The organism is Qipengyuania rhodophyticola (assembly GCF_042493225.1).
Classification (GTDB): domain Bacteria; phylum Pseudomonadota; class Alphaproteobacteria; order Sphingomonadales; family Sphingomonadaceae; genus Erythrobacter.
In genome coordinates this window covers 2937914-2959158 of record NZ_CP170454.1, presented here as the reverse complement: position 1 = coordinate 2959158, position 21245 = coordinate 2937914, and the positions used below count along the sequence as shown (strand labels likewise).

Here is a 21245-nt window from a genome sequence, read left to right as displayed (position 1 = left end):
CGCGTGGAAACGGAAGGGGATTCCGACGTGAATGCCAAGAATCTCATGTGCCGTTGCGACTATGCCGCCTCATGCCAGACCGGAAAGCGCGCAATCTTCTTGCCTGCGTGAACCATCGCCTCAATGGATTGGGCGGGTTGTAGCGCGTCCAGAATAGCGGGATCGCCAGCGTCCATTCCGCCAGTAAAGGCGCCAAATGCAGGCAAGATCATGCGGTCGCCGCTATGAGCACTACGCGCCATCACTGCGCAGGGACGGGCAATATGACGCTGCCGAATCCGCATGCGAATTTTCGGGTGGAAATGGCCGGATAGTTCGGCTCGCGTTTCACCTGCCTTGGCGATGTGCCGCAGAACAATGCCAGCAATCTCCAGCTCCTGCGTAATTTCTCCGCCGAAACTTCGGTGCATATTCTCATCGTGATTGCCCGTGATCCAAACCCAATCCAGCGACCGCGTGAGCGCCTCCAGCATGCCCGCAGCATAAGGCTCAAGCCGCACAGTCCCATCGTCATCATGGAAGTTATCGCCCAGCGTAATCACGCGGCGCGCGCCCGTTTCTTTCACGCTATCGGCTACTCGCTCCAGCGTCTCGCGGCTGTCATACGGCGGCAACATCTGCCCATGCTGCGCAAAATAGCTGCCCTTTTCGAGGTGGAGATCAGCAACAAGCAAAGCCTTCTCACGCGGCCAATAGAGCGCGCGACCTTTGGTTAGGAACATCTCCTCAGATGCGAACGAAACAGGAACCATGTGAGGGTATTGCCCCATTGATTGTGCCGTGGCAAGACCCTCCCATGACTGATTTAAGCGAACAGACAAACGCCGCCAAAACCTGGTTTGAAACACTGCGCGACCGCATTTGCGCAGAGTTCGAGGCGATTGAACGCGAAGCGGGATCGGACGCTGCGTTCCAATATACCCCTTGGCAGCGCGAGGAAGAGGGCAACTCCGACCCCGGCGGCGGGGTACAGGGCCTGATGAAAGGCAAAGTGTTCGAAAAGGTCGGCGTGAATGTGTCGACGGTGAAAGGCAGTTTCTCGCCGGAATTTGCGGCCCAAGTGAACGGGGCCGATGCCGACAATCCCGGTTTTACGGCAACTGGCATTAGCCTCGTCGCGCATATGGCCAATCCGCATGTGCCCGCTGTACATATGAACACGCGGTTTTTGACGACTGGCAAGGCGTGGTTTGGCGGCGGGGCTGATCTCAATCCGCCTATTCCCTATGAGGAGGACACTGAGGAATTTCACGCACGCTTTCGCGCGGCCTGCGCTGGCCATAACCCGACTTATTACGACCGGTTTAAGCAATGGGCGGATGAGTATTTCTACATTCCTCATCGCGGTGTTCACCGCGGGGTTGGCGGCATTTTCTACGACCATCTCGAATGCGACGATGACCCGTCTTTCGACCGAAATTTTGCCTTTACGCGCGATGTCGGTGAAGCGTTTCTCGATATCTACCCGGCGCTGGTTCGCCGCCGGATGGAAAGCGACTTTACTGACGCGGATAAACAAACGCAGCTCGAATGGCGCGGTCGCTATGCCGAGTTTAATCTGGTCTATGATCGCGGCACCTTGTTTGGCCTCAAGACCGGCGGCAATATCGATGCGATCTTGATGAGCTTGCCGCCCGAGGCGGTGTGGAGCTGACCGCGTGGAATTAGGCGCGCAAGATCGGTCGGCATTTGCAGGCCGAGCCACTGCTGTTGATTATGACGGCCTGAAACAGCTGCATTATCTCGGTAGCTACGTTCGCCAGCTGCCGGTCTCGCTAACGCGCATGATGGAAAATGCCTATGATTGGGAGCATCTGCCGTTCGTGCATTCGAGCTCATTTGCCGCGATTGGCCTTATTGAAGAGGGCGACTGGGGCTGGCGTTGCAAGGCTGATTTGCCGAATGGCGCAGGCAACCAATTGCTCGAATTGTTGGTCGACCGGCCCAATTATTATTGGGCGACGACCGTTGTTGAGGGTAGCGGGCAGGGCATCCAGATCCACACGCAGGCAAGCGAGCAGAATGATGGCATTGAGGTCGATGTACGATTTTATGTGCCTGCCGCGCCGGAGACTGAAGCACAGGCGGCAATGATCCTTTCCGTGATGCAGGCGCAATATGCGCAGCTATACGATGAGGATGCGGAGCTGATGCAGGGACGCCAAGCTGCATTGGACACCAAGCGGGAAAGGCGTGCTGAGACCAATGAGCGCGTTGATCTGGGGAAGGTGAGCGCGCTCGACATTGCGCAGACTTACACCGCGGAATTACAAGCCGGCGCATTTGTAGTGCGCTATTGGAGCAACGGCTGGATCGCCCATGCCGCAACCTGCCCGCATATGCTCGGCCCACTTGCGAAAGCAGAAATTGACAGCGACGGCCGGATCACGTGCCCATGGCACGGCTATCGCTTCGCGCTTTCCGATGGCGCTGAGGCACAGAAACGCTGCGGCGCATTACCACTCGCCGCCTGCGAGGTGGATGAGCGCGGGCATCTGATGGTCAGTGCCTAAGCGCGTCGACTTACCCTACTTGCCCCAACCCGCAGCTTTCACTTTCTCTTCACCATAGGCAATCAGGCAGCGCATATAGCGTTTGTGAAACTCAATCGGGTCGTCGATTTCAATGTCGATTTGCTGCCATTCAGGGCATGTCGCGGGCATCAGCACGCCAGTGTCGGGCGCAGGATAGATATATTCGAAATCCGCCACATCAGGCTCAATGTGCAAGAAGTTGAAACAGCCTGCCTGCTCGCATGCGTCCGCCTCCACCGCCAGGGCTGAAAAGCGATAAACCTCATTCACCAGAATATGCTCGGTGTTGAGCGCCAAATCGAGAATGTTCCAATCCTTATGGGCGCCATCCTTGCCGCCGAGCGGTTTGTCAGGCGTGCACAGGCTTTGGTCTTTCTTGGGGCAGTGCCGCGGCGGCAGCTCAAGCGTCCCGTCAATCACCGCATAAACCACTGGTGCGAGGGAGGCGATTGGTTCCAGGTCGCCTGCGTCGGGAATGAGCTCTTCCATTTCATACGCATCGGTCAGACCATTCTGGCGGCGGAAAAATGCCTCCAGAACGGAGTCTGAAAACAGGCCAAAGCGCGTGCCGCCATCGATATACATTGTGTTGTCGATAAAGGCGGGCGGGGCAGCAATCGGCGAGGAAGAGCTGGCGATAATCGCGCTGATATAGCAATCCTTGAGCAGGCCTCTCTCGGTGTCCGGAGCTGCGTTCACATAACGCGTGGCCATATCGCCAAGGTCGAAGGCGACCGCATCGCCGCTATCCGCATCGGTCGCGCCAACGTAAAGCCGGGCTCCCGCAGCGTAGCGAGCCGCGACGGTCGCAAGAACATCGTCAGTGATAAATTTGTGCAGACGGCCGCGCAGTGGCTCCAAATTGCCGAACGATCCATGCTCTAACAAGCTCGCATAATTCGCCAGATCAGGTTTGCCGTCCTTGGGCTTGGCATAGACATTGATGAGATCACTCTCGGAGTTGATCGTATACCCTTGGACTGCGGCCTCCGCATCGCCGACAAAGGCAAAGGTGGCGAGGATTGATCCGGTGCTGATGCCGGTGACAATTTGGAACTCAGGCAGCTCGCCAGTGCCACCCCAACCAGCGAGAATACCCGCGCCATATGCGCCGTGTTCACTGCCGCCCGACAGCGCAAGCAGGCGCGGGGTTTCGCCCGATTGCAAACGGTCGTGGCTGCGTAAGCTGGTTTCGATTTCCGCGGCAAGCGGGCTGGGTGTGCGGAGTTGCAAGTCGGCAGGGCGTGAGATCGGCACACCGACGCTCATTTTGATCGTCCGGAAGTCGCACATCATATTGGCCGGTGTAATCGGTGCATGCTGGCATGCCGATAGTGTTACGACGGCCGCGAGCAGCGTGGCTCCGAGCGATTTTTTCATGGTGTTCCCTCTCAGCTCCTATGAGATTTCTCGGCTTTACGGCATAATTATTAGGATTTGATTGGAGCGTTTACTGCGTCCCTGATTGTGCCCGTGACACCACTGGGCAATTTCGCATTGCAATAATATCGCCAAAGCCGCACATTCTGCAGTGATGCTGCGCCAGTACGAACTTGTTGAGAGGGTCAAGGAATACGATCCAGACGCCGATGAGGCGATGCTCAACCGCGCCTATGTCTATACTGTCCAAAAGCATGGGACACAGACGCGCGCCAGTGGTGACCCGTATTTCAGCCACCCGGTTGAAGTCGCGGGGTTGATGACGGACCTAAAACTGGATCAGGAGACGATCGCCACCGCGCTCCTACATGACACGGTTGAAGATACGCTGGCGACGATTGACGATATTGAGGTCAATTTCGGAGGTGATGTCGCCCGGCTGGTCGACGGGGTCACCAAGCTCTCCAAAATCGAGCAAATGCCCGAGAATGAACGGGCGGCGGAGAATTTGCGCAAATTCCTGCTCGCAATGAGCGAAGATATCCGCGTGCTGCTGGTCAAGCTAGGCGACCGATTGCACAATATGCGCACGCTTCATTTCATCAAGAAGCCGGAGAAGCGTGAGCGGATTGCCCGCGAAACGATGGATATTTACGCGCCGCTGGCTGAACGCGTCGGCATGTATGAGTATATGCGCGAGATGCAGCTGCTGGCCTTTGAGCAGCTTGAGCCAGAAGCATTTGCGACGATCACCAAGCGGCTGGAGCAGCTGCGCGACAAAGGCGGCGGCCAAGTCGATGCGATTGCGCTTAAGATTAAGCAGGCGCTGGCAGAAGCGGGTCTTTCAGTTGAGGTTTCAGGGCGGGAGAAGCACCCCTATTCCATCTGGAAGAAGATGGCAGAGCGCCATGTCAGCTTTGAGCAAGTCACAGATATTATGGCATTCCGTGTTATCTGCGAGAGCGAGGCGGATTGCTATAATGTGATGGGGCTTCTTCACCGCACATGGCAATTCCTCCCCGGACGTTTCAAAGACTATATCTCGACGCCCAAAAACAATGGCTACCGCTCGCTTCACACCTCCTTAATGTACGAAAATTCGATGCGGGTTGAGGTGCAAATCCGGACGCGAGAGATGCATCAATTGAACGAGTTTGGACTGTCAGCACATTGGTCATACAAGCAAGGCGACCGTCCCGATGGACAGGTGGGCTGGCTGCGCGACCTTATCGAAATTGTCGATGCGAGCCATGATCCCGAAGAATTGCTCGAGCATACGCGCATGGCGATTTACCAGGATCGGATCTTTGCATTCACGCCCAAGGGCGCGTTGTTTCAGCTGCCCAAAGGCTCAACTGCGGTCGATTTCGCCTTCGCTGTCCACACTGACATTGGCGACCAGACTGTCGGCGCAAAGATCAACGGGCGCCATATTCCCCTGCGCACCCAATTGCAGAATGGCGACGTGGTGGAGATCATCAAGGGCAAGAATGCTGTGCCGCAAATGTCTTGGCTTAGCTTTGTCGTAACCGGCAAGGCGAAAGCAGCCATTCGCCGCGCTGTTCGCCTTAAAGAGCGCGGCGAAATCGTTGCGATGGGGCAAAAGCTGTTCGATCAAATCATCAATCAAGTGCCCGCAAAGATTGGTAAGAAGGCCATGCGTGAGGCCCTAAAGCGGCTTGAAATGGAGGATGATGATGACCTCTATTTTGCGATCGGCGCCTCTGACATCAGTGATCGCGATGTGATGGAGGCGCTGGTCCCGGGCTGCACCGAAGCCATGCCCGAGCGCCCCGAGTGGAGCAAAACTGGTAAGCGTTTGTCGATCCGTGGGCTTACCCCGGGCGTTGGCTTTACCTTGGCGGATTGCTGCCACCCTGTACCCGGCGACAAGATTGTCGGCACGCGCCGCTCAGGCGAAAAGGTGGAGGTGCACGCGGTTGATTGCCACGCGCTTGCTAGCGGAATTGATAGCGACTGGATTGACTTGTCATGGGGGCGCCAGTCGGCCGGTGCGGTCGGCCGCATTCGGGTGACGCTATACGACAGGCCTGGGACGCTGGCCGAGGCTACCGGTATATTTGCGCAGAACAACGCAAATGTGCGCGAGCTGGAGCGGGCGCAATATGACCCGCCATTCCAAAGTTATGATGCGAACTTGGAAGTGAAAGATCTTGCACATCTCAACCGCATTGTTAGCGCTTTGCGGGCCAGCGATGCGATTGCCAGCGCGGAGCGGATTTAGGGTTTTTGCGCAAAGGCTTCGCTGCTTGAGCGAGTCTTTTGTTGCGCTACCGCTTCGCTGCCTGAACGCTAGAGAAGCTCCAGTTCGACATGCGCCGCGTCCCCCTCAGCAATCCCCTCGGCTTTGCGCACTTGAGCTTTGATGGGGAGCAGCCAGCCGTCGCTATCGCCGCCCGGTGAGGTGTCATTACTAGTGTTGGGGAAGCAGGATGTTTGCCAAGTGGTCTCGCCAATGGTCGCCTCGACCTTGAGCGATCTGAATCCGCGCTTTCGCCCCAGTTCCAGCCTGCGCATCGCCTCGGTCACCGACATCTCTTCGCCCGCATCTCCATCAATGGTAATGAAGTGCCAGCTGACCCCGTTTGATGCCGTCCAGCGCCAAAGCGGCCCAGTACAAGAGAGTTTGGATTGGCTCACTTTTGAGTGGCCGCTACCCGCCGCACAGGCACTGGAATATTACAGATATCCGCGCCGCCAGCAGGCACGATAAAAAAGGGATCGCGGCGGTTCGCGCGCGCTCCGGTGTAATGCGCAAAGGTCTCACTTTCGGTACTCAGGTATTCGAACTTGGGTTGTTCGCTAGGTGGAAGGTCGGAGGCAATGCGGGCCGAGAGGATCGGTGTGCGCTTGTCCTCTTCTTCCTCAGTGTAGAAGCCGAGCGCGCCCGAGCCGCGCGGCAATGAGGAGAGATGCTCCATGCCGGAAACGATCCGGCCGACCAGCGCGATATTGCGATCCAAGTGACGCGGTGCATGGCCGATCACCGTGTAAAGCTCTGCGCCGGAGCCTGTGTCAGGTGAGTAGGAGCGCCCAACACCAACCATGCCGTAGCAATGGACGGGCCAGAACCCTCCCCCAAAAGAAAAGCCCATCGGCCAGCCTCGGCTTAGTGTATTGAACGGAGCATATCGGTCAGCCAGTAGAGCATCGGAGTTTCTTTCAGGTAGATTTGTTGGGGGATAGTGCCCGGCCGCCGCAAATCCATTTCGAAGAGCCGGTTTTTCGAAATCAGCATTGGGCCAGATCGCCACTATGCCCTTTATATCTGTGACTGTGTACTCATCCTCCCCCATCACATTCAGCCCCTTGGGCAGTGGCTTGGCCTCACCCGTTGCCTCAGGATTGTCGTGATTGGGATCGCCCCATTGCACGACGTAATTGTCCTGCACACGATTGATCGTGATCCCGTCATACCATTCGGCCCGCGCGAGAGTACGGATGTTCTCCACCCATCCTTGACTAAAAGGCTCTGGAATCAGTTGGATAACGACCGTGCGCGGGTTTCTGGCCGCATCCGGCGCAAGCTCCATTACCAGCAGATCCTCCGCTGGGATCGTCACCCAATCTCCTTGCGGAGCCGCATCGACAATCGCATTCGGTGAGGGCGCACCTTCGGGTGCCTCTTGCGCAGCGACAGGAGCTGTGAGGGTCAGAAGCGCGGCTGCTCTAACAACGGTGTTTTTCATGGATATCTGTGTGCCACCGCAATCGCGCTTGCGAAAGAGGCAAGGCGCGTCTATCCGCGCTGCTCTGCCTGAAAGGGCATGCGGAGACGTGGCCGAGTGGTCGAAGGCGCACGCCTGGAAAGTGTGTAAAGGGGCAACTCTTTCGTGGGTTCGAATCCCACCGTCTCCGCCATTTCTCTGCCTTGCTGACACTTCATTACGACACAGAGCAGCGGCGCGATAAACGCCGGCTTAGAGGCGTGCTGCGCGTTTGCAGTTGGCCGGCAAAAGATATAAGCGATAAGCGGAGAGATACTTTGTATCATCGATCACACATTTACTTTCAGGACTGTCACATGAATCTCACCCGTTTGCTTCCAATCAATCTGCTGCTTGCATCTTCACTTGCGACGTCGCTCGCGTCGCCGTTGGCGGCAAAAGAGGGGATGTTCACACCGGATCAGCTTCAAGATATTAGCGGACAGCTGGAAGAGGCTGGTTTGGAAATCGACCCGGAGCAGCTGGCGGATTTGACGGGTTTCCCCATGGGCGCGGTCGTTTCGCTGGGTGGCTGCTCGGCGAGCTTTGTTTCACCAGAAGGTTTGGTCGTCACAAACCATCACTGCGCGCGCGGATCGGTTCAATTCAACTCTACGGCTGAGAACAACTACCTCGCTGACGGCTTCTTGGCGGCGACAAAGGCTGATGAGCTGCCCGCCGCGCCGGGATCGCGCATTTATGTGACGACTGAGGTGACAGACGTGACGGAGCAGGTTCGCGCTGGCACTGAGAGCCTTGCCCCGCTCGCGCGCTACGAGTTGGTTGAGCAACGCCGCAAAGATATCATCGCAGGGTGCGAAGAGGCGGCGGGATATCGCTGTCAGGTGGCAAGCTTTTATGGCGGCGCGCAGTACAAGCTGATCAAGCGGCTGGAAGTGCGGGACGTGCGGATCGTCTACGCACCGGCGGATTCCATCGGCAAATATGGCGGCGACATCGATAATTGGCAGTGGCCGCGTCACACGGGCGACTTCGCGTTCTATCGCGCTTACGTCGCGCCCGATGGCTCTGCGGCTGACTTTGATGAAGCCAATGTACCTTACGAGCCTGAGCACCACCTTAAGGTGAGTGCGTCCGGCCTGGATGATGGCGATTTTGTGATGGCCGCCGGATATCCCGGTTCGACTAGTCGTTACACTCTGCTGGCCGAGGTGGAGAACACGTTTAATTGGACCTACCCCACTTTCCAGACGCTGCTCACCGATTGGATCGCTACGATTGAGGAGGCCGCGCCAGAGGGTTCTGATGCGCGGGTGAAATACGAATCTCGGTTGGCAGGGCTCAACAATTTTGAGAAGAACTTGCGCGGCCAGATCGAGGGCGCACGCCGTGTTGGCTTGGTCGAGCGCCGCCGCGCTCGCGAGGCAGCGTTGGCTGATTGGATTGCGGCGGATAGTGATCGCGCCGCCTATGGCGAAGCGATTGCTCAGCTCGCTCAGCTTTCAGAGGAAAGCGCCGCCGCAGCACGCACGAATTTCTGGTATAACAATGTCTCGCGGCCTTCGCTCTTCTCCGCTGCGCGGCGGCTCTATCGTCTTGCGAAAGAGCGTCAGAAGCCGAATGCAGAGCGTGAACCGGGCTTTCAAGAGCGCGATATGACCTTCTTCCGGCAGGGTCTGCAGGCGCTCGACCGGCGCTATGATCCTGCGGTTGATAAGGCGGAGTGGGTGCTATTCCTGACAAGCTACATTCAGCAGCCTATGGGCGAGCGTGTGGCAGATATCGATCAGGCTATGGGCCTGACTTCTAAAACAACAGCTGAAGAACTGCCTGCTATCGTTGATCGTTTTTATGCTGAAACGACTTTAGGCGACAGCGAGACTCGGCTGGCGCTGATGGAGGCATCGCCCGAAGCACTTGAAGCGAGCGAAGATCCGTTCATGCAGCTAGCTGTCGCAGTGTACGATTACGGCTTCCAGCTGGAAACCGAGAGGAAGACCCGCTCGGGCCGTTCACTCGCTCTGCGGCCAGCATATATGGAAGCGATCACCGCATGGCAGAAGGAGCAGGGCGAGCTGGCCTATCCCGATGCGAACAGCACTTTGCGTGTGACCTTTGGCAGCGTTTTGGGCGGGAGCCCGCGCGATGGCATGGCGTATCTACCGTTCACCACGCTAGAAGGGATCACCGACAAGGATACTGGCGAGGATCCGTTCAATTCACCGCCCGAGCTGCTTGAGCGGATTGAAGCGAAAGATTACGGTTCCTATGCGCTAGAAAGCATCGGTTCGGTTCCGGTGAACTTCCTGTCTGATCTCGATTCGACAGGCGGCAATAGCGGCTCAGCAACGCTCAACTCCCGCGCCGAGCTGGTCGGATTGCTGTTTGATGGCACGTTTGAGAGCGTCAATTCCGATTGGGACTTTGACCCGCGCACAACGCGTACGATCCATGTCGACACGCGCTATATGCTGTGGGTCATGGATAAGGTTGACGGCGCTGAAGCGCTGATCGAGGAAATGGATATTGTCGAATAGGGTGGAGGCCAGACTACTAACCCGGCCCCCTCAAAGCTAAGTAATCCAAGGCCCGGTGATGGCGAGGGTTCGCGTTGGCGCATAGGCGTTGACGAAGAACCACTTGCCATCTGGCGAGAAGCATCCGCCGGCAAGCTCTGTCTGCATGTTCAAACGCCCGAACGCATAGGGGCGGCCGTCGGGTGTGATGCCGCGAAGATGATTGTCTACCACGTCGGTATATTGGTCTTCGCAGACGATGAGATGGCCATTGGGCGCAACGCATAAATTGTCGCCGTAGTCGAACTGGTCCTTGCTCTCGCTCTCGAAAAAGAGCTCGACCCGGTCTGGCCCTGCGCCGCGTCCAGGAACGAGGCGGAAGATTTGCCCGAGCTTCATCGCGCCGCCACTGGTCGAGCAGAAGAATAGATCATCCTCGCCCATATGAATGCCTTCGCCGCGCGCGATAAGGGACGCGCCTTGTGCTGCTGCTCGCTGCCTGAGATCATCCTTCGGCGCTTCGACATCATCAAGATCAATCCAGCGGATGGGGTAGGATCGGCCTAGCGGCATCGTAGCCGCATCCCAATTGCGAGTGTCGGGTAGCCCCTCAATCGCGGCGGCTTGCAATTTGCCGCCATCGGCCAGCTTACCGGGGGTGGTTGGCAGGAAGCGATAAAGCACGCCGTCATTGCGGTCTTCGGTTTGGTAAATGAAGCCGGTTTCCGGGTCGACGCAGGCCGCCTCATGATTAAAGCGTCCCATAGCTCGCAGCGGCACCGCATCGACCAGTCCGGTTGCATCGCCGGGAATTTCAAAGACCCAACCATGATTGACCGCAAGGCCGTCGCCATAGCGCTGGCCCGGGCCGGTGGGGGCTTCCTCGCAAGTTAGCCAGCTGCCCCATGGAGTGATCCCGCCAGAGCAATTGCGGATCGTTCCGCCGAGCGAACGAAACTCGCGCTTCACTTCGAGTGTTTCGGCATCCAGTACGATGTTAGTGGTACCGCCCGGTACGATTGCGCCATTGCGCGTGCCAAAGCCATGCGCGATTTCGCCGCCCGCATCATCGCTCGGCACAAGCTCGTGATTGCGCACCAGCGTGATCTCGCCATTGCCAATGTCGAGGCAGCCCATTCCGTCGGCCTTGTCCGGCACAGTGCCACCATCGCTCATCGCATCGCCGAGCTTGGACAAGACGCGATACGAAAAGCCCTGTGGCAAGTCGAGCATGCCAGCGGGATCTTTCATAAGTGGCCCATATCCCGCTGTGGGTGACGAGGCAGCGGCCACAGCTGATCCGCCTCGTGTCATGCAACCACTTGCCAATAGCGCAGCAAAAGCGCTGCCCGTGGCAGTCAGAAATTGACGGCGGTTTGGCTGTTTGCGGCTGGGTTGGCGCATGTCCATTGTTGCTTAGTCCTCACTTTGGCTCGTGTTCGTTCGATCCCACTATAGTGGGCCAATGTGACAATATTAGAGCATTTTCTCAGCCATATAGTATCGGCTCGCCCAAAAATAGATCAGGCCCGCTAGTAGGAACACCGCCGAGCCGACAACACAAGCCCAGCGAATGCCATATGCTTTTGCGTCCAGGCAGTTTTCTTGAAGCGCGGCGCTAAGGTTGGCATCATTTGGGCTGCAAGCCGCAGTTAACTCGCTTCCCAAGCCTAGCGCTTCGAGGCGCATCACAGAGATACTATCAGCGAGAGCGCCCAAAATGGGCGGTCCGCCGCCGTAGCCAATCAGATTGATGATAAAGAGCAATATCGCAATGGCAGTGGCGCGTGTGCGCTGATCCACCACCGTCTGGACTACGCTATATGATGCACCGATGTAGAAATATTGGAACACGCCAGCGAGCAGAAATGCGGCGAACATCACCGGCAGCGATTCCGCTAAGAAACCGAGAGCGAGTAATGGCGCGCTAAGCAGGAAGCCAACTGCCGGGACCCAGACCGCGGCCAGATTGAAACGCGGTGAGAAACGCTGGATTAAATAGCCGGCGAGCGGCGCGCCAATCGCTCCAGATAGGCTGATAGGTGCCATATATTGGATCGCCGCATCGCCCGGTGTCAGGCCGAATGTGTATTGGATGTAGAGCGATTTAAAGCTGGTCAGGCCATAACCACCAAAAGTCGCTAGCGACATGCCGAGCGCGATGTACCAGAATGTTTTGGAACGGGAGACCTGCCCCATTGCTTCGCGCAAAGTCGCCTTTTCAGCAGGTTTGGCTTGCGGCGGATCGGAATAGCCGCGCGGCGGTTCTTTAACCGTCATCAGAAGTATGATGCCAATGAGGACCCCCGGCGCGCCAATGTAAATGAAGGCTTCGCGCCATGTGAACAGATTGAGGATTGCCCCACCGCCCAGCTGAGCCAAAACGCCGCCAAGCATGACGCCCATCGCGTAAATGCCCAATGCCATCGGGCGCGTCGCAGCCGTGAAATAGTCGCTGATGAGGGAGTTTGCTGGCGGGGTGCAGCCAGCTTCACCTACGCCCACCGCGAGGCGGGCCAAAAGCAAGGTCACAAACCCGACTGCAAAACCGCATAGGATCGTCGCGATCGACCACAGGATTACGCATACGCCGATAATTCGGACGCGGCTTACCCTCTCAGATAGGCGCGCGATGGGAATGCCAAGCGAGGTGTAAAACAGGACGAAGCCGATCCCGGTCAGGATGCCGAATTGGAAGTTGCTGAGATTGAACTCTTCAATGATCGGCCGCCCAACCACGCTGATCAAAATGCGATCAACGAAGTTCAGCGTGTAAATTAGCGTAAGCGAGCCAAGGACATAAGCGCGGTAGCCCGGAGTGCCGTAGCTCTCACCGGTGTTGGTCGCGGGTGCGGCTGAGGCCATCTCAGAGACTTCCCGACGCTAATGAAGAACGCGTTGGAAAGGGCTTCCGCCGTGTGTGCTTTGTCAAATCTGTTGTCCTCATTCCCGCAAGAGCTCGCGAGGCGCCTGTTTGTTCGCGCCCCTTCAAGCATTCCTTTCCTTGTCGCCGCGTAATTCAGTTTCGGCAAGCAGTTCCTTGCCGGGCTTCACGAAATCGGTAGAGTGCAAAGGCTAGTCTGCCGCACAATGCTGTTGCAGATATTGCTCATGCGTGGGCAGGCTATCGACCGCGCGCTCAACAAGAGTGCGAACGTTGCCAAGAAACTCCCCGAGGTCAGCCTCGGTAAGAACATCAGCCATCGCGTCATGGCTGCCGGGGATAACCCCTTGGCCGAGCATCACCTGTACCCAGCTAGCCTCGCGGAATAAGTCATCCGCATCGCGGCCCACCCGGCCAGAGGAGGCGAACAATTCCTGCTTGTGTCTGAGGCTGTCTGGCACGTGCATATTCTTGCAATAGCGCCAGAATTCGGAATCTTCGCGCGTTGTCTGATGATAGTGCAGGATCAGGAAATCGCGGATCTGCTCAAACTCTGCGGCGCAGCGCCGATTGTATTCGGCCCGCTCGGTTTCACAATTGCTGGAACTGGGGAACAGTTGAAGCAAACGACTGACATGCGATTGGATCAGGTGGATGCTGGTCGATTCCAGCGGTTCTAGAAATCCGCTCGACAGCCCAATCGCGGCGCAATTATGCGACCAGAACGTCGCGCGCCTGCCAGTAGTGAAGCGGATCGGGCGAGGATCGGCGAGCGGCTTGGTGTCCAGCCCCGCCAGGAGCGTTTCTCCAGCCTCATCATCCGAGATAAAATCGCTGCAATAGACATGGCCATTGCCGGTGCGGTGCTGCAGCGGGATGCGCCATTGCCAGCCCGAGCTTTTCGCGGTCGCGCGGGTGTAAGGCACCAGTGTTTCAAGGCGCTCACTCGGAACTGCCTGGGCGCTGTTACAAGGCAGCCATTTCGACCAATCCTGATAGCCAACGTCTAGCTCTTGCCCCAGCAGGAGAGCACGAAATCCAGTACAGTCTATAAAGAAATCGCCTGTGACCTCGCGCCCATCGTCAAGAGTGATTGAGCGTATGTCGCCGCTTTCGCCACCCCGCGTAACGGACTGGACCAGCCCCTCGGTCCGAGTGACTCCGAGCTGCTCAGAAAAAGCACGCAGATAGGTCGCATAAAGACTCGCATCAAAATGATAGGCATAAGCGAGGCCCGTCATAGAAGTGTTGCCGACCCGGTCCATCTTGCCGAACTTCGCTTTGTTCGCCGCCACTTTATGCAGCGAATAATGCCACAGGTCTTTTTCATGGCCCGCTGCCGCGGCTCGCTTCCAATATTGATGGAAGGGCACGCTGGCGAGGTTCATTCCCGCATCGCCGAACGTGTGCAAATAGCGTGTGCCGACCTTACCCCAGTCGACAAATTCGATGCCTAGTTTGAATGTTCCCTTGGTCTGCTTGACGAAATCATGCTCATCAAGGCCAAGGATCGTGTTGAGGCGGATGATTTGCGGGATAGTGGCTTCGCCGACGCCCACAGTACCAATGGCGTCGGATTCGACCAGTTCGATATCGAGCGTCTTCCCTCTCAGCCGGGCAAAGGCCGCCGCTGCGATCCAACCAGCGGTCCCGCCGCCAACGATTACGAGCTTGCGCACGGTGTTTTGGTGGGTGTCTTGGGTCACGAAGGTCTCTTTAGCTCACTCTATTGGACGAAAGAAGGCATTGATCGTCAAACGCCCTTTGGCGGGATCGGGGGACAAGTCACACGCGCTATCGATCAGGCCGGAATGCAGAACATTGCCGCGATAGAACACAGCCTGATTGAATGCCCCTGCGCTTGCGTGAATGCGCTCAAAATGCGGTGCGCCATCGGTGACATAAGCTGCCTCCGGCATGCCTGAGCGACGCACGTCATCTTCTAGGGCTGCGCGGTAGCGTGGGAATGTTCCATCTGTCAGCGCTTCTAGGCCCGTGGTGCGGTGACGGAAGAAGCCAGTGCCGCCGTGATCGGTGTGGTCGAGGTAGAGCATCATCGCAATTTGACGCGGGTTGGTGCCGTCCACATGCGGGAAGCGCTGCATGGGGATGAGCTCCTCCGGCTTTGCGGTCACTAGAGAATACCACGCCTGCATCTCCCAACCTTTGCTCGCTCTGCCAAAGCTATCGTCGAGCATGGGCGAGAGCTCATTAAGCCACATTTGCGTGACTTCCTTTGCAAGCTCGGCGCGAATGCCTGGATACTGGGGAGTGATCTTTGCAAATTTTTGCAAAGAAGCTTCTTGAATCGCAATTTCTGGCAGCGCCATGAAGTCATCAACGGAGACAAACTCATGTTTTTCAGCGGAAAAATACGATGAGGCTGCATTTGAAAGTGAAATCGACCATTGTTGCATTGTTGGGCGGCCTCGTCTCTCAGCTTCTCGCGCTATCGCAGCGTATCAAAATGCTCCGCGCCAGCCAAACGTGTTTATTCAAATATCTGAAAAATAATGATTAAAAACCAAACCTGTGATTGAGAAAAGTCGCCCTTCTGCACGACTCGGCCAGTTGGAGTGGCGGCGGCGTTACAAAAGTGTGACTGGGCGGCCACATTTTTGCGATAGTTGCGGATTAATCGAACCAGATAAATCCAGAAATGCGCGTAATCAGCTGATAAACATGATTAAATTGCCGATTTACTGAAAAGTCAAAATTTGCGCATTGGTGATTTACGGATCAGTTTTTCTTCGTTATGAAAAAAAATGCAAACACGAGAAGATCGTGACGTGTTGGGGAGAAGATGAATGGGACACAAGCGTTATTCCGCTAATGCTCGTTTGCTGTGCAGTGCGGCAACGGGATTGGCAATGATCGCAGCGGCCACGCCGGCAACTGCGCAAACCACACAAGACACTGATGAAGCACAGGTCGCTGATGGCAACGAGATCGTTGTTACCGGGATCCGCAGCGCGATTGAGACCTCGCTTGAGACAAAGCGCGAAGCCACCTCGATTGTTGAGGTTATCTCGGCAGAAGATCTTGGGCAATTGCCTGATCTTTCCATTGCAGACTCGCTCGCACGCCTGCCTGGTGTGACAGCGCAGCGTGTTCGCGGTCGTTCACAGCAAATCTCGATCCGCGGCCTTGGCCCAGATTTCTCGCTCGCATTGCTGAATGGGCGCGAAGTGGTTTCTGCGGGTAATAATCGCGGGATTGAATTTGACCAGTTCCCATCTGAGCTGATCGGCCAGGGTATTGTCTATAAGACCGGCGATGCGCGCCTTGCCGCAATCGGCATTGCCGGCGCCGTTGACCTGCGGACAGTGCGTCCGCTCGATTTCAACGATACGCAATTGTCCGCATCGGCGACATATGTGCTGAATGACAGCGGTTCGCGTAACCCAGATTTTGCGGATGACGGATACCGCTTCTTCGGGTCTTACATCGATCAGAATGAATCCGGCACAGTCGGCTGGTCTTTGGGTATCACGCGCCAATCGAACCCAACCCATTTCATTTCGCGTGAACTCAAGACCAATCAATTCCAAGTGTCGCGCGACGAAAATGGAGTGATTTTCCCGGCGGATAACCCCCGTCAGGGCGCGGTTAGCCGGGAGTTTGAACGGACATCGATCGCGGGCTCTCTCCAATTCGAGACCGAAAACGACGTTTCGATCATGTTTGATGCGTTCTACACTGACACGCAGGACTCGGGAATTTTCCGCGGCACGGAGACACCAATTGCTTCGTGGAGCGGTGCGCAGGTCGATAGCGTAACTGGTGCCGGTCCTTTTGCAGATTCAGCGCAATACTCCGCTGTTGTGCCGATCCTTCGGACTGACACTGAGGGTAATGAAGCGCAAATCTTTGCGTTCGGCGCCAACACCTCGTTCAATGCGACGGACAATTTGAGCTTCGAGTTTGACTACGGCTTTTCGACGCTTGATCGCAATGACATCGATTACGAGTCATATGCCGGCACAGGTCCTGCACGCTCTGGCGCGCAAGACGTGTTGAATTTCACCTTCCCCGATAGCGGTCGTTACTCGATCGACGGTCTGCTCGATTACACCGATCCTGCAAACGTACTGCTCACTGATCCCGGTGGCTGGGGTCAGGTCGGCTTCGTTAAGCAGCCAGAAATCGAAGACGAACTGCACCAATTGCGTGCCGAGGCCGCTTGGGAATTTGGCGGCGGCTTGCTCGACAACATCACCGTTGGTTGGCTCTATACAGACCGTGAGAAGAGCTTCGATTCTAACGAATCCTTTTTGCGCGCATCTCCTCTGTTTGTTGACGGCGCTCTGCCAGTCCCAGCAGGGGCGATCGTGGGCACGACAGACACTGGCGATTTGGGCCAAAACATCCTTGCATACGATCCATCATCGTTCCTGACCGATGGAACTTATGTGGTTGAAAAGGCGACCTTTGACACTGAATGGGTAGTCGAAGAAGAAGTCCATAACTTCTACATCCAAGCCAATATTGACGGCGATCTGGGTAGCATTCCAGTTCGGGGCAATATCGGCCTGCGTTACGCTGATACGCAGCAGTCTTCGACCGGTACAATCGGCGGCGGCTTCACCAATACGGTTGAGGAAAGTTACGATGACTGGCTGCCGAGCCTGAACCTTAGCTTTGAAGTCGCGACGGACACATTTGTCCGCCTTGCAGCGGCCAAAACGGTTACCCGTGCACGGCTCGATCAGATGGCGGCAAACCAGAATATCTCAACCAATCCGCTGGCTTGTGCCGATACCGATGGTGACCAGATCCCTGACACGGTTCTCGGGTTTAGCCCGCCGTCGCTGGTCTGTTTTAATCTAAGCGGTGGCAATCCGTTCCTGCAGCCTTATGAGTCGCTTTCGTTCGATGTCTCGTTCGAAAAATACTTCTCACCTGGCACAGCGATTATCGTTGCTGGTTTCCACAAGGATCTATCGGACTGGATCATCGACTTTAACGAGCTGATCGATCTGACCCAGCCTATCACCAACTCTGGCTTCGGTGACATTCTGGACGGTGCTCCAGAATTGGCGACAGGTGTCTTCAGCGGTCCGGTTAACTTCGCGGACGGCACAATCACCGGCATTGAAGGCACAGTTCGCGTCGATTTTGGCGATGTTTCGCCAGCCCTTGAAGGGTTTGGCGGTTTCTTCAGCTACACCTATGCGGATGCCTCGGTAGAAGACCAGGACATGGTGGCTCTGCCTATACCGGGTTATTCCGAGAATACTTGGTCGGGCGATGTCTTCTACGAACGCAACGGCTTTAGGGCCAAGCTTGCGGGGCGTTATCGCAGCGGCTTCCTGTCCGAAGTTCAGAACTTCGATGGGTCATTAAGCGGGGCTGATGCGCGCAGCGAGACGATCCTTGATGCGCAGATCGGCTATACCTTCCAGAACGAGAGTGGCCCTCTCGAAGGTCTCGGTGTCCTGTTTGAAGTGTTCAACCTGACCAACGAGCCGTTCGTGACACAAAACGATCTGTTCGACGCTGGCGGCAGCGAAATTGGGACCTTCCCAAGCCGTCACGAAGTCTACGGCCGGACGTTTAACTTCACGATCCGCAAGAACTTCTAAAGTAGGGTCGCAGAACTCTCCCGAGAGGCCCGCTGGAAACGGCGGGCCTTTTTTGTGGCTGCTGTAATGTGAAGTTGGCCCCAGTGTCAGCGGCGCAGGTGGCTCACGCCGCGAGTGGTGATGCGCAATGACGCTGGAGGAAATCGGCGTGGCTGGGCATCTCTTCAACCGCATCGCTCATCGCGTGCGATATCATCTGCATCCGCTCTGCCACAGGCACGCCGCCGCGCATGTCGGTGATTGCGGGCGCGCGGCGCGGGACAATATCTTGACCCAAATAGACCGCAATCCAGCTAGGGTTGGCGAAGAGCTCGCGCTCGTCAGCCACAAGCATTCCTGACGTGCGGAAGTGGTCAATCTTATATTGCAGGCTTTCCGGGATTTCCATCGCCGAGCAATAGCGCCAGAGTTCTGCATCATCGCGGCTAGTCGCCTTGTAATGCAGAATCAGAAAGTCACGGATGCGCTCATATTCAGTAGTCGTCTGCGCGTTATATTCCCGCGCGAGCAGCGGCGACATTGCGCTATCGGGTAGCAACGCAATCAGGCGCAGGATGCCATATTGGATAAGATGCAGGCTGGTTGATTCCAGCGGCTCCATAAACCCTGCTGATAGTCCGATCGCGACGCAGTTTTTCTTCCAAAACTCACGCCGCTTCCCAGTGACGAAACGCAAGGTGCGCGGGCCGGCTTGTGGCTCGCCATCCAGTGAACTCATCAGCGTGGCGGTCGCTTCATCTTCGCTGATGAACTCGCTACAATGCACGTAGCCATTGCCCGTGCGATGTTGCAGCGGGATGCGCCATTGCCAGCCTGCTTCTTTCGCGGTCGAGCGGGTGTAAGGCGCGACCTCAGCCTGTTTTGCGCAGGGTACTGCAACCGCTCTGTCGCAGGGTAACCAATGCTGCCAATTGTCATAGCCTGCTTCCAAGGTGCCTTCGATAAGCAATCCGCGAAAGCCGCTGCAATCCACGAAGAACTCGCCGGAAACTTTCTCGCCACTGTCGAGAGTGACGCTCTCGATAAAGCCATCCTCACTGCGCTGCGTTACATCGACGACGCGGCCCTCGATCCGCTTGACGCCTTGCGCCTCGGCGCGCCGCCTGAGGAAGGCAGCATAAAGCCCGGCGTCGAAATGATAGGCATAGTCAAAGGTCGATTGGATTTTGCGGCGATCCATTTCTGGGCGTGAAAATCGACCGGCTTTTGCCATCGCCCAGCACATGGAGAAATCATCGATTGGCCCATCCACATTCCCCGCGAGGCTCTCGCGCATCCAATGATGGTAGAAGGGTACTTTATCGAATTCGGCGCCATATTGGCCGAATGGGTGGAAGTAGGAATGTCCTTTTCGCGCCCAATCGACGAATTGAATGCCGAGTTTGAACGACCCAGCGGTTTCGCGCACGAAAGTCGCTTCGTCGATGCCAAGTCTCTGGTTGAAGTTGCGGATCGGTGGGATCGTTGCCTCGCCCACGCCAACGGTGCCAATCGCCTCGGACTCTATCAGCGTGATGGAGCAGCTCTTGCCAATCGCGTCCGCTAGAGCCGCCGCTGTCATCCAACCTGCGCTTCCTCCACCGACTACGACGATGTTTTGAAGAGGTGCAGAAGGCTCAGTCATATCAGCCGCCGCAGCTGTCGCGAATGAGCAGGCTAGTCTCCAGCCTTTCAGAGATCGCTTGCCCGCCGTGCGTATCGATCAGTTTCGAAACCAGCATACGGCCTGCAAGGTTGGCGTCCTGATCAATTGTGGTGAGGCGCGGGGTGACGAGACGCGCGGCGGGAATGTTGTCATAGCCCACAACAGACACATCGCCGGGTACTGATCGGCCTGATTTATCAAGCGCGCGTATCGCGCCAATCGCGATCAAATCGCTCGCTGCGAATATGGCGTCAAATTCGGTCCCGCTTTCGATAGCGGAACGCGTGGTTGCCTCGCCCGATTGAACATCGAAATGGGCCGGCAAAACCAAGCGATCATCAATTTCCGCACCAGCTTCTTCCAGCGCGAGGCGATATCCGCGATAACGTTGTTCTGCCTCAGGCGCTTCAGTGTCACCAAGGAACAGGATGCGCTTGCGGCCAAGTCTCAGCAAATGCGATGTCGCGCGGCGGCCACCAGCGACATTGTCTGACCCGATTGAACAATAAGCGGCATCTTTTAAATCAGCTCCCCAAACGACGAAATTATCGTCGCTATCCGCTAGGCTGTTGAAGGCATCATGGAGCGAGCTTTGCCCGATGAAAATCATGCCGGTTGCCCGGCTCGTCGTCATCGCAAACTGCAAATCTTCGGCCGTACGAGGGAAGACGTGGCTGATGACGAGATCGACTTTGCGGTCACGCGCCGCCTCAGCAATGCCGGCCAGCAATTCCAGAAAGAAAGGGTCGGCAACCCGTGTCTCGCGCGCTTGCGGGGCGGGGACGATGATCGCGATTGTGGCTTCTGCACCAACGGGGCCATTAGGCATATGGCGGCGGAAGTCATAATCATGCGCCCGCGCGATGCGCCATATTTCCTGCTTAGTACGTCGCTTGACGGCAGGGCTATCATTCAGCGCGCGCGAAACGGTTGAAATCGACACCCCGGCCTGGCGCGCTATATCTTCAAGCCGAGCGTTCTTCTTTGCCTTGAGACCGGCAGAATCCATGGC

The 21245-nt window shown here is 56.7% G+C and carries 15 protein-coding genes and 1 tRNA gene; 6 read left to right on the top strand and 10 right to left on the bottom strand.

Annotated elements, in window-relative coordinates; all coding sequences use genetic code 11:
• Positions 1-59: 59 nt before the first annotated feature.
• Positions 60-752: a ligase-associated DNA damage response endonuclease PdeM gene (pdeM, locus tag ACFCXQ_RS14015; protein WP_379551628.1), complete on the bottom strand. Its 693-nt coding sequence runs from the start codon at positions 750-752 to the stop codon at positions 60-62.
• A gap of 44 nt (positions 753-796) precedes the next feature.
• Between pdeM and hemF the strand changes: the two genes are divergently transcribed.
• Both hemF and ACFCXQ_RS14005 read left to right on the top strand, forming a co-directional pair.
• The gene (hemF, locus tag ACFCXQ_RS14010; RefSeq protein WP_379551626.1) at positions 797-1654 is read left to right on the top strand and encodes an oxygen-dependent coproporphyrinogen oxidase; all 858 of its coding nucleotides are present in this window, start codon (positions 797-799) and stop codon (positions 1652-1654) included.
• Positions 1655-1658: 4 nt separating this feature from the next.
• The gene (locus tag ACFCXQ_RS14005) at positions 1659-2513 is read left to right on the top strand and encodes a Rieske (2Fe-2S) protein (protein ID WP_379551624.1); all 855 of its coding nucleotides are present in this window, start codon (positions 1659-1661) and stop codon (positions 2511-2513) included.
• Between the two features lie 15 nt (positions 2514-2528).
• On the opposite strand, the gene ACFCXQ_RS14000 is transcribed toward ACFCXQ_RS14005, so the two are convergent.
• A complete protein-coding gene (locus tag ACFCXQ_RS14000; protein WP_379551622.1) occupies positions 2529-3914 on the bottom strand; it encodes a patatin-like phospholipase family protein in 1386 nt (461 codons plus the stop codon).
• A gap of 154 nt (positions 3915-4068) precedes the next feature.
• Here ACFCXQ_RS14000 and ACFCXQ_RS13995 point away from each other — a divergent pair, with 154 nt between their 5' ends.
• Positions 4069-6159 carry a RelA/SpoT family protein gene (locus tag ACFCXQ_RS13995; protein WP_379551620.1) on the top strand — a complete coding sequence of 697 codons (2091 nt, stop codon included), beginning with the start codon at positions 4069-4071 and terminating at the stop codon, positions 6157-6159.
• Between the two features lie 68 nt (positions 6160-6227).
• On the opposite strand, the gene ACFCXQ_RS13990 is transcribed toward ACFCXQ_RS13995, so the two are convergent.
• Positions 6228-6575 carry a DUF1905 domain-containing protein gene (locus ACFCXQ_RS13990; protein ID WP_379551618.1) on the bottom strand — a complete coding sequence of 116 codons (348 nt, stop codon included), beginning with the start codon at positions 6573-6575 and terminating at the stop codon, positions 6228-6230.
• Positions 6572-7624 (bottom strand): peptidylprolyl isomerase, encoded by a 1053-nt coding sequence (locus tag ACFCXQ_RS13985; RefSeq protein ID WP_379551616.1) that lies wholly within the window; start codon positions 7622-7624, stop codon positions 6572-6574. Before ACFCXQ_RS13985 ends, ACFCXQ_RS13990 begins: the two co-directional genes overlap by 4 nt.
• 82 nt (positions 7625-7706) lie before the next feature.
• Between ACFCXQ_RS13985 and ACFCXQ_RS13980 the strand changes: the two genes are divergently transcribed.
• Together ACFCXQ_RS13980 and ACFCXQ_RS13975 are read left to right on the top strand one after the other, a co-directional pair.
• Positions 7707-7796, top strand: a tRNA-Ser gene (locus tag ACFCXQ_RS13980).
• A 163-nt stretch (positions 7797-7959) separates the two neighbouring features.
• The gene (locus tag ACFCXQ_RS13975) at positions 7960-10140 is read left to right on the top strand and encodes a S46 family peptidase (RefSeq protein WP_379551614.1); all 2181 of its coding nucleotides are present in this window, start codon (positions 7960-7962) and stop codon (positions 10138-10140) included.
• Positions 10141-10176: 36 nt separating this feature from the next.
• Here ACFCXQ_RS13975 and ACFCXQ_RS13970 read toward each other — a convergent pair whose 3' ends face one another.
• The 4 genes from ACFCXQ_RS13970 to ACFCXQ_RS13955 form a co-directional block, all read right to left on the bottom strand.
• The gene (locus tag ACFCXQ_RS13970; protein ID WP_379554678.1) at positions 10177-11433 is read right to left on the bottom strand and encodes an alkaline phosphatase PhoX; all 1257 of its coding nucleotides are present in this window, start codon (positions 11431-11433) and stop codon (positions 10177-10179) included.
• Between the two features lie 162 nt (positions 11434-11595).
• Positions 11596-12984 (bottom strand): spinster family MFS transporter, encoded by a 1389-nt coding sequence (locus ACFCXQ_RS13965; protein ID WP_379551612.1) that lies wholly within the window; start codon positions 12982-12984, stop codon positions 11596-11598.
• Positions 12985-13194: 210 nt separating this feature from the next.
• Positions 13195-14709, bottom strand: coding sequence for a tryptophan halogenase family protein (locus tag ACFCXQ_RS13960; RefSeq protein WP_379551610.1), 1515 nt, complete (start codon positions 14707-14709; stop codon positions 13195-13197).
• 15 nt (positions 14710-14724) lie between these two features.
• On the bottom strand, positions 14725-15420 hold the full coding sequence (locus ACFCXQ_RS13955; protein WP_379551608.1) for a DUF6445 family protein: 696 nt from the start codon (positions 15418-15420) through the stop codon (positions 14725-14727).
• Positions 15421-15810: 390 nt separating this feature from the next.
• On the opposite strand from ACFCXQ_RS13955, the gene ACFCXQ_RS13950 reads away from it, so the two are divergent.
• Positions 15811-18588 (top strand): TonB-dependent receptor, encoded by a 2778-nt coding sequence (locus tag ACFCXQ_RS13950; RefSeq protein ID WP_379551606.1) that lies wholly within the window; start codon positions 15811-15813, stop codon positions 18586-18588.
• Positions 18589-18691: 103 nt separating this feature from the next.
• Here ACFCXQ_RS13950 and ACFCXQ_RS13945 read toward each other — a convergent pair whose 3' ends face one another.
• Positions 18692-20212 carry a tryptophan halogenase family protein gene (locus ACFCXQ_RS13945; RefSeq protein ID WP_379551604.1) on the bottom strand — a complete coding sequence of 507 codons (1521 nt, stop codon included), beginning with the start codon at positions 20210-20212 and terminating at the stop codon, positions 18692-18694.
• Position 20213: 1 nt separating this feature from the next.
• Entirely contained in the window at positions 20214-21242 is a 1029-nt protein-coding gene (locus ACFCXQ_RS13940) for a LacI family DNA-binding transcriptional regulator (RefSeq protein WP_379551602.1), read from the bottom strand.
• Positions 21243-21245: the final 3 nt, after the last annotated feature.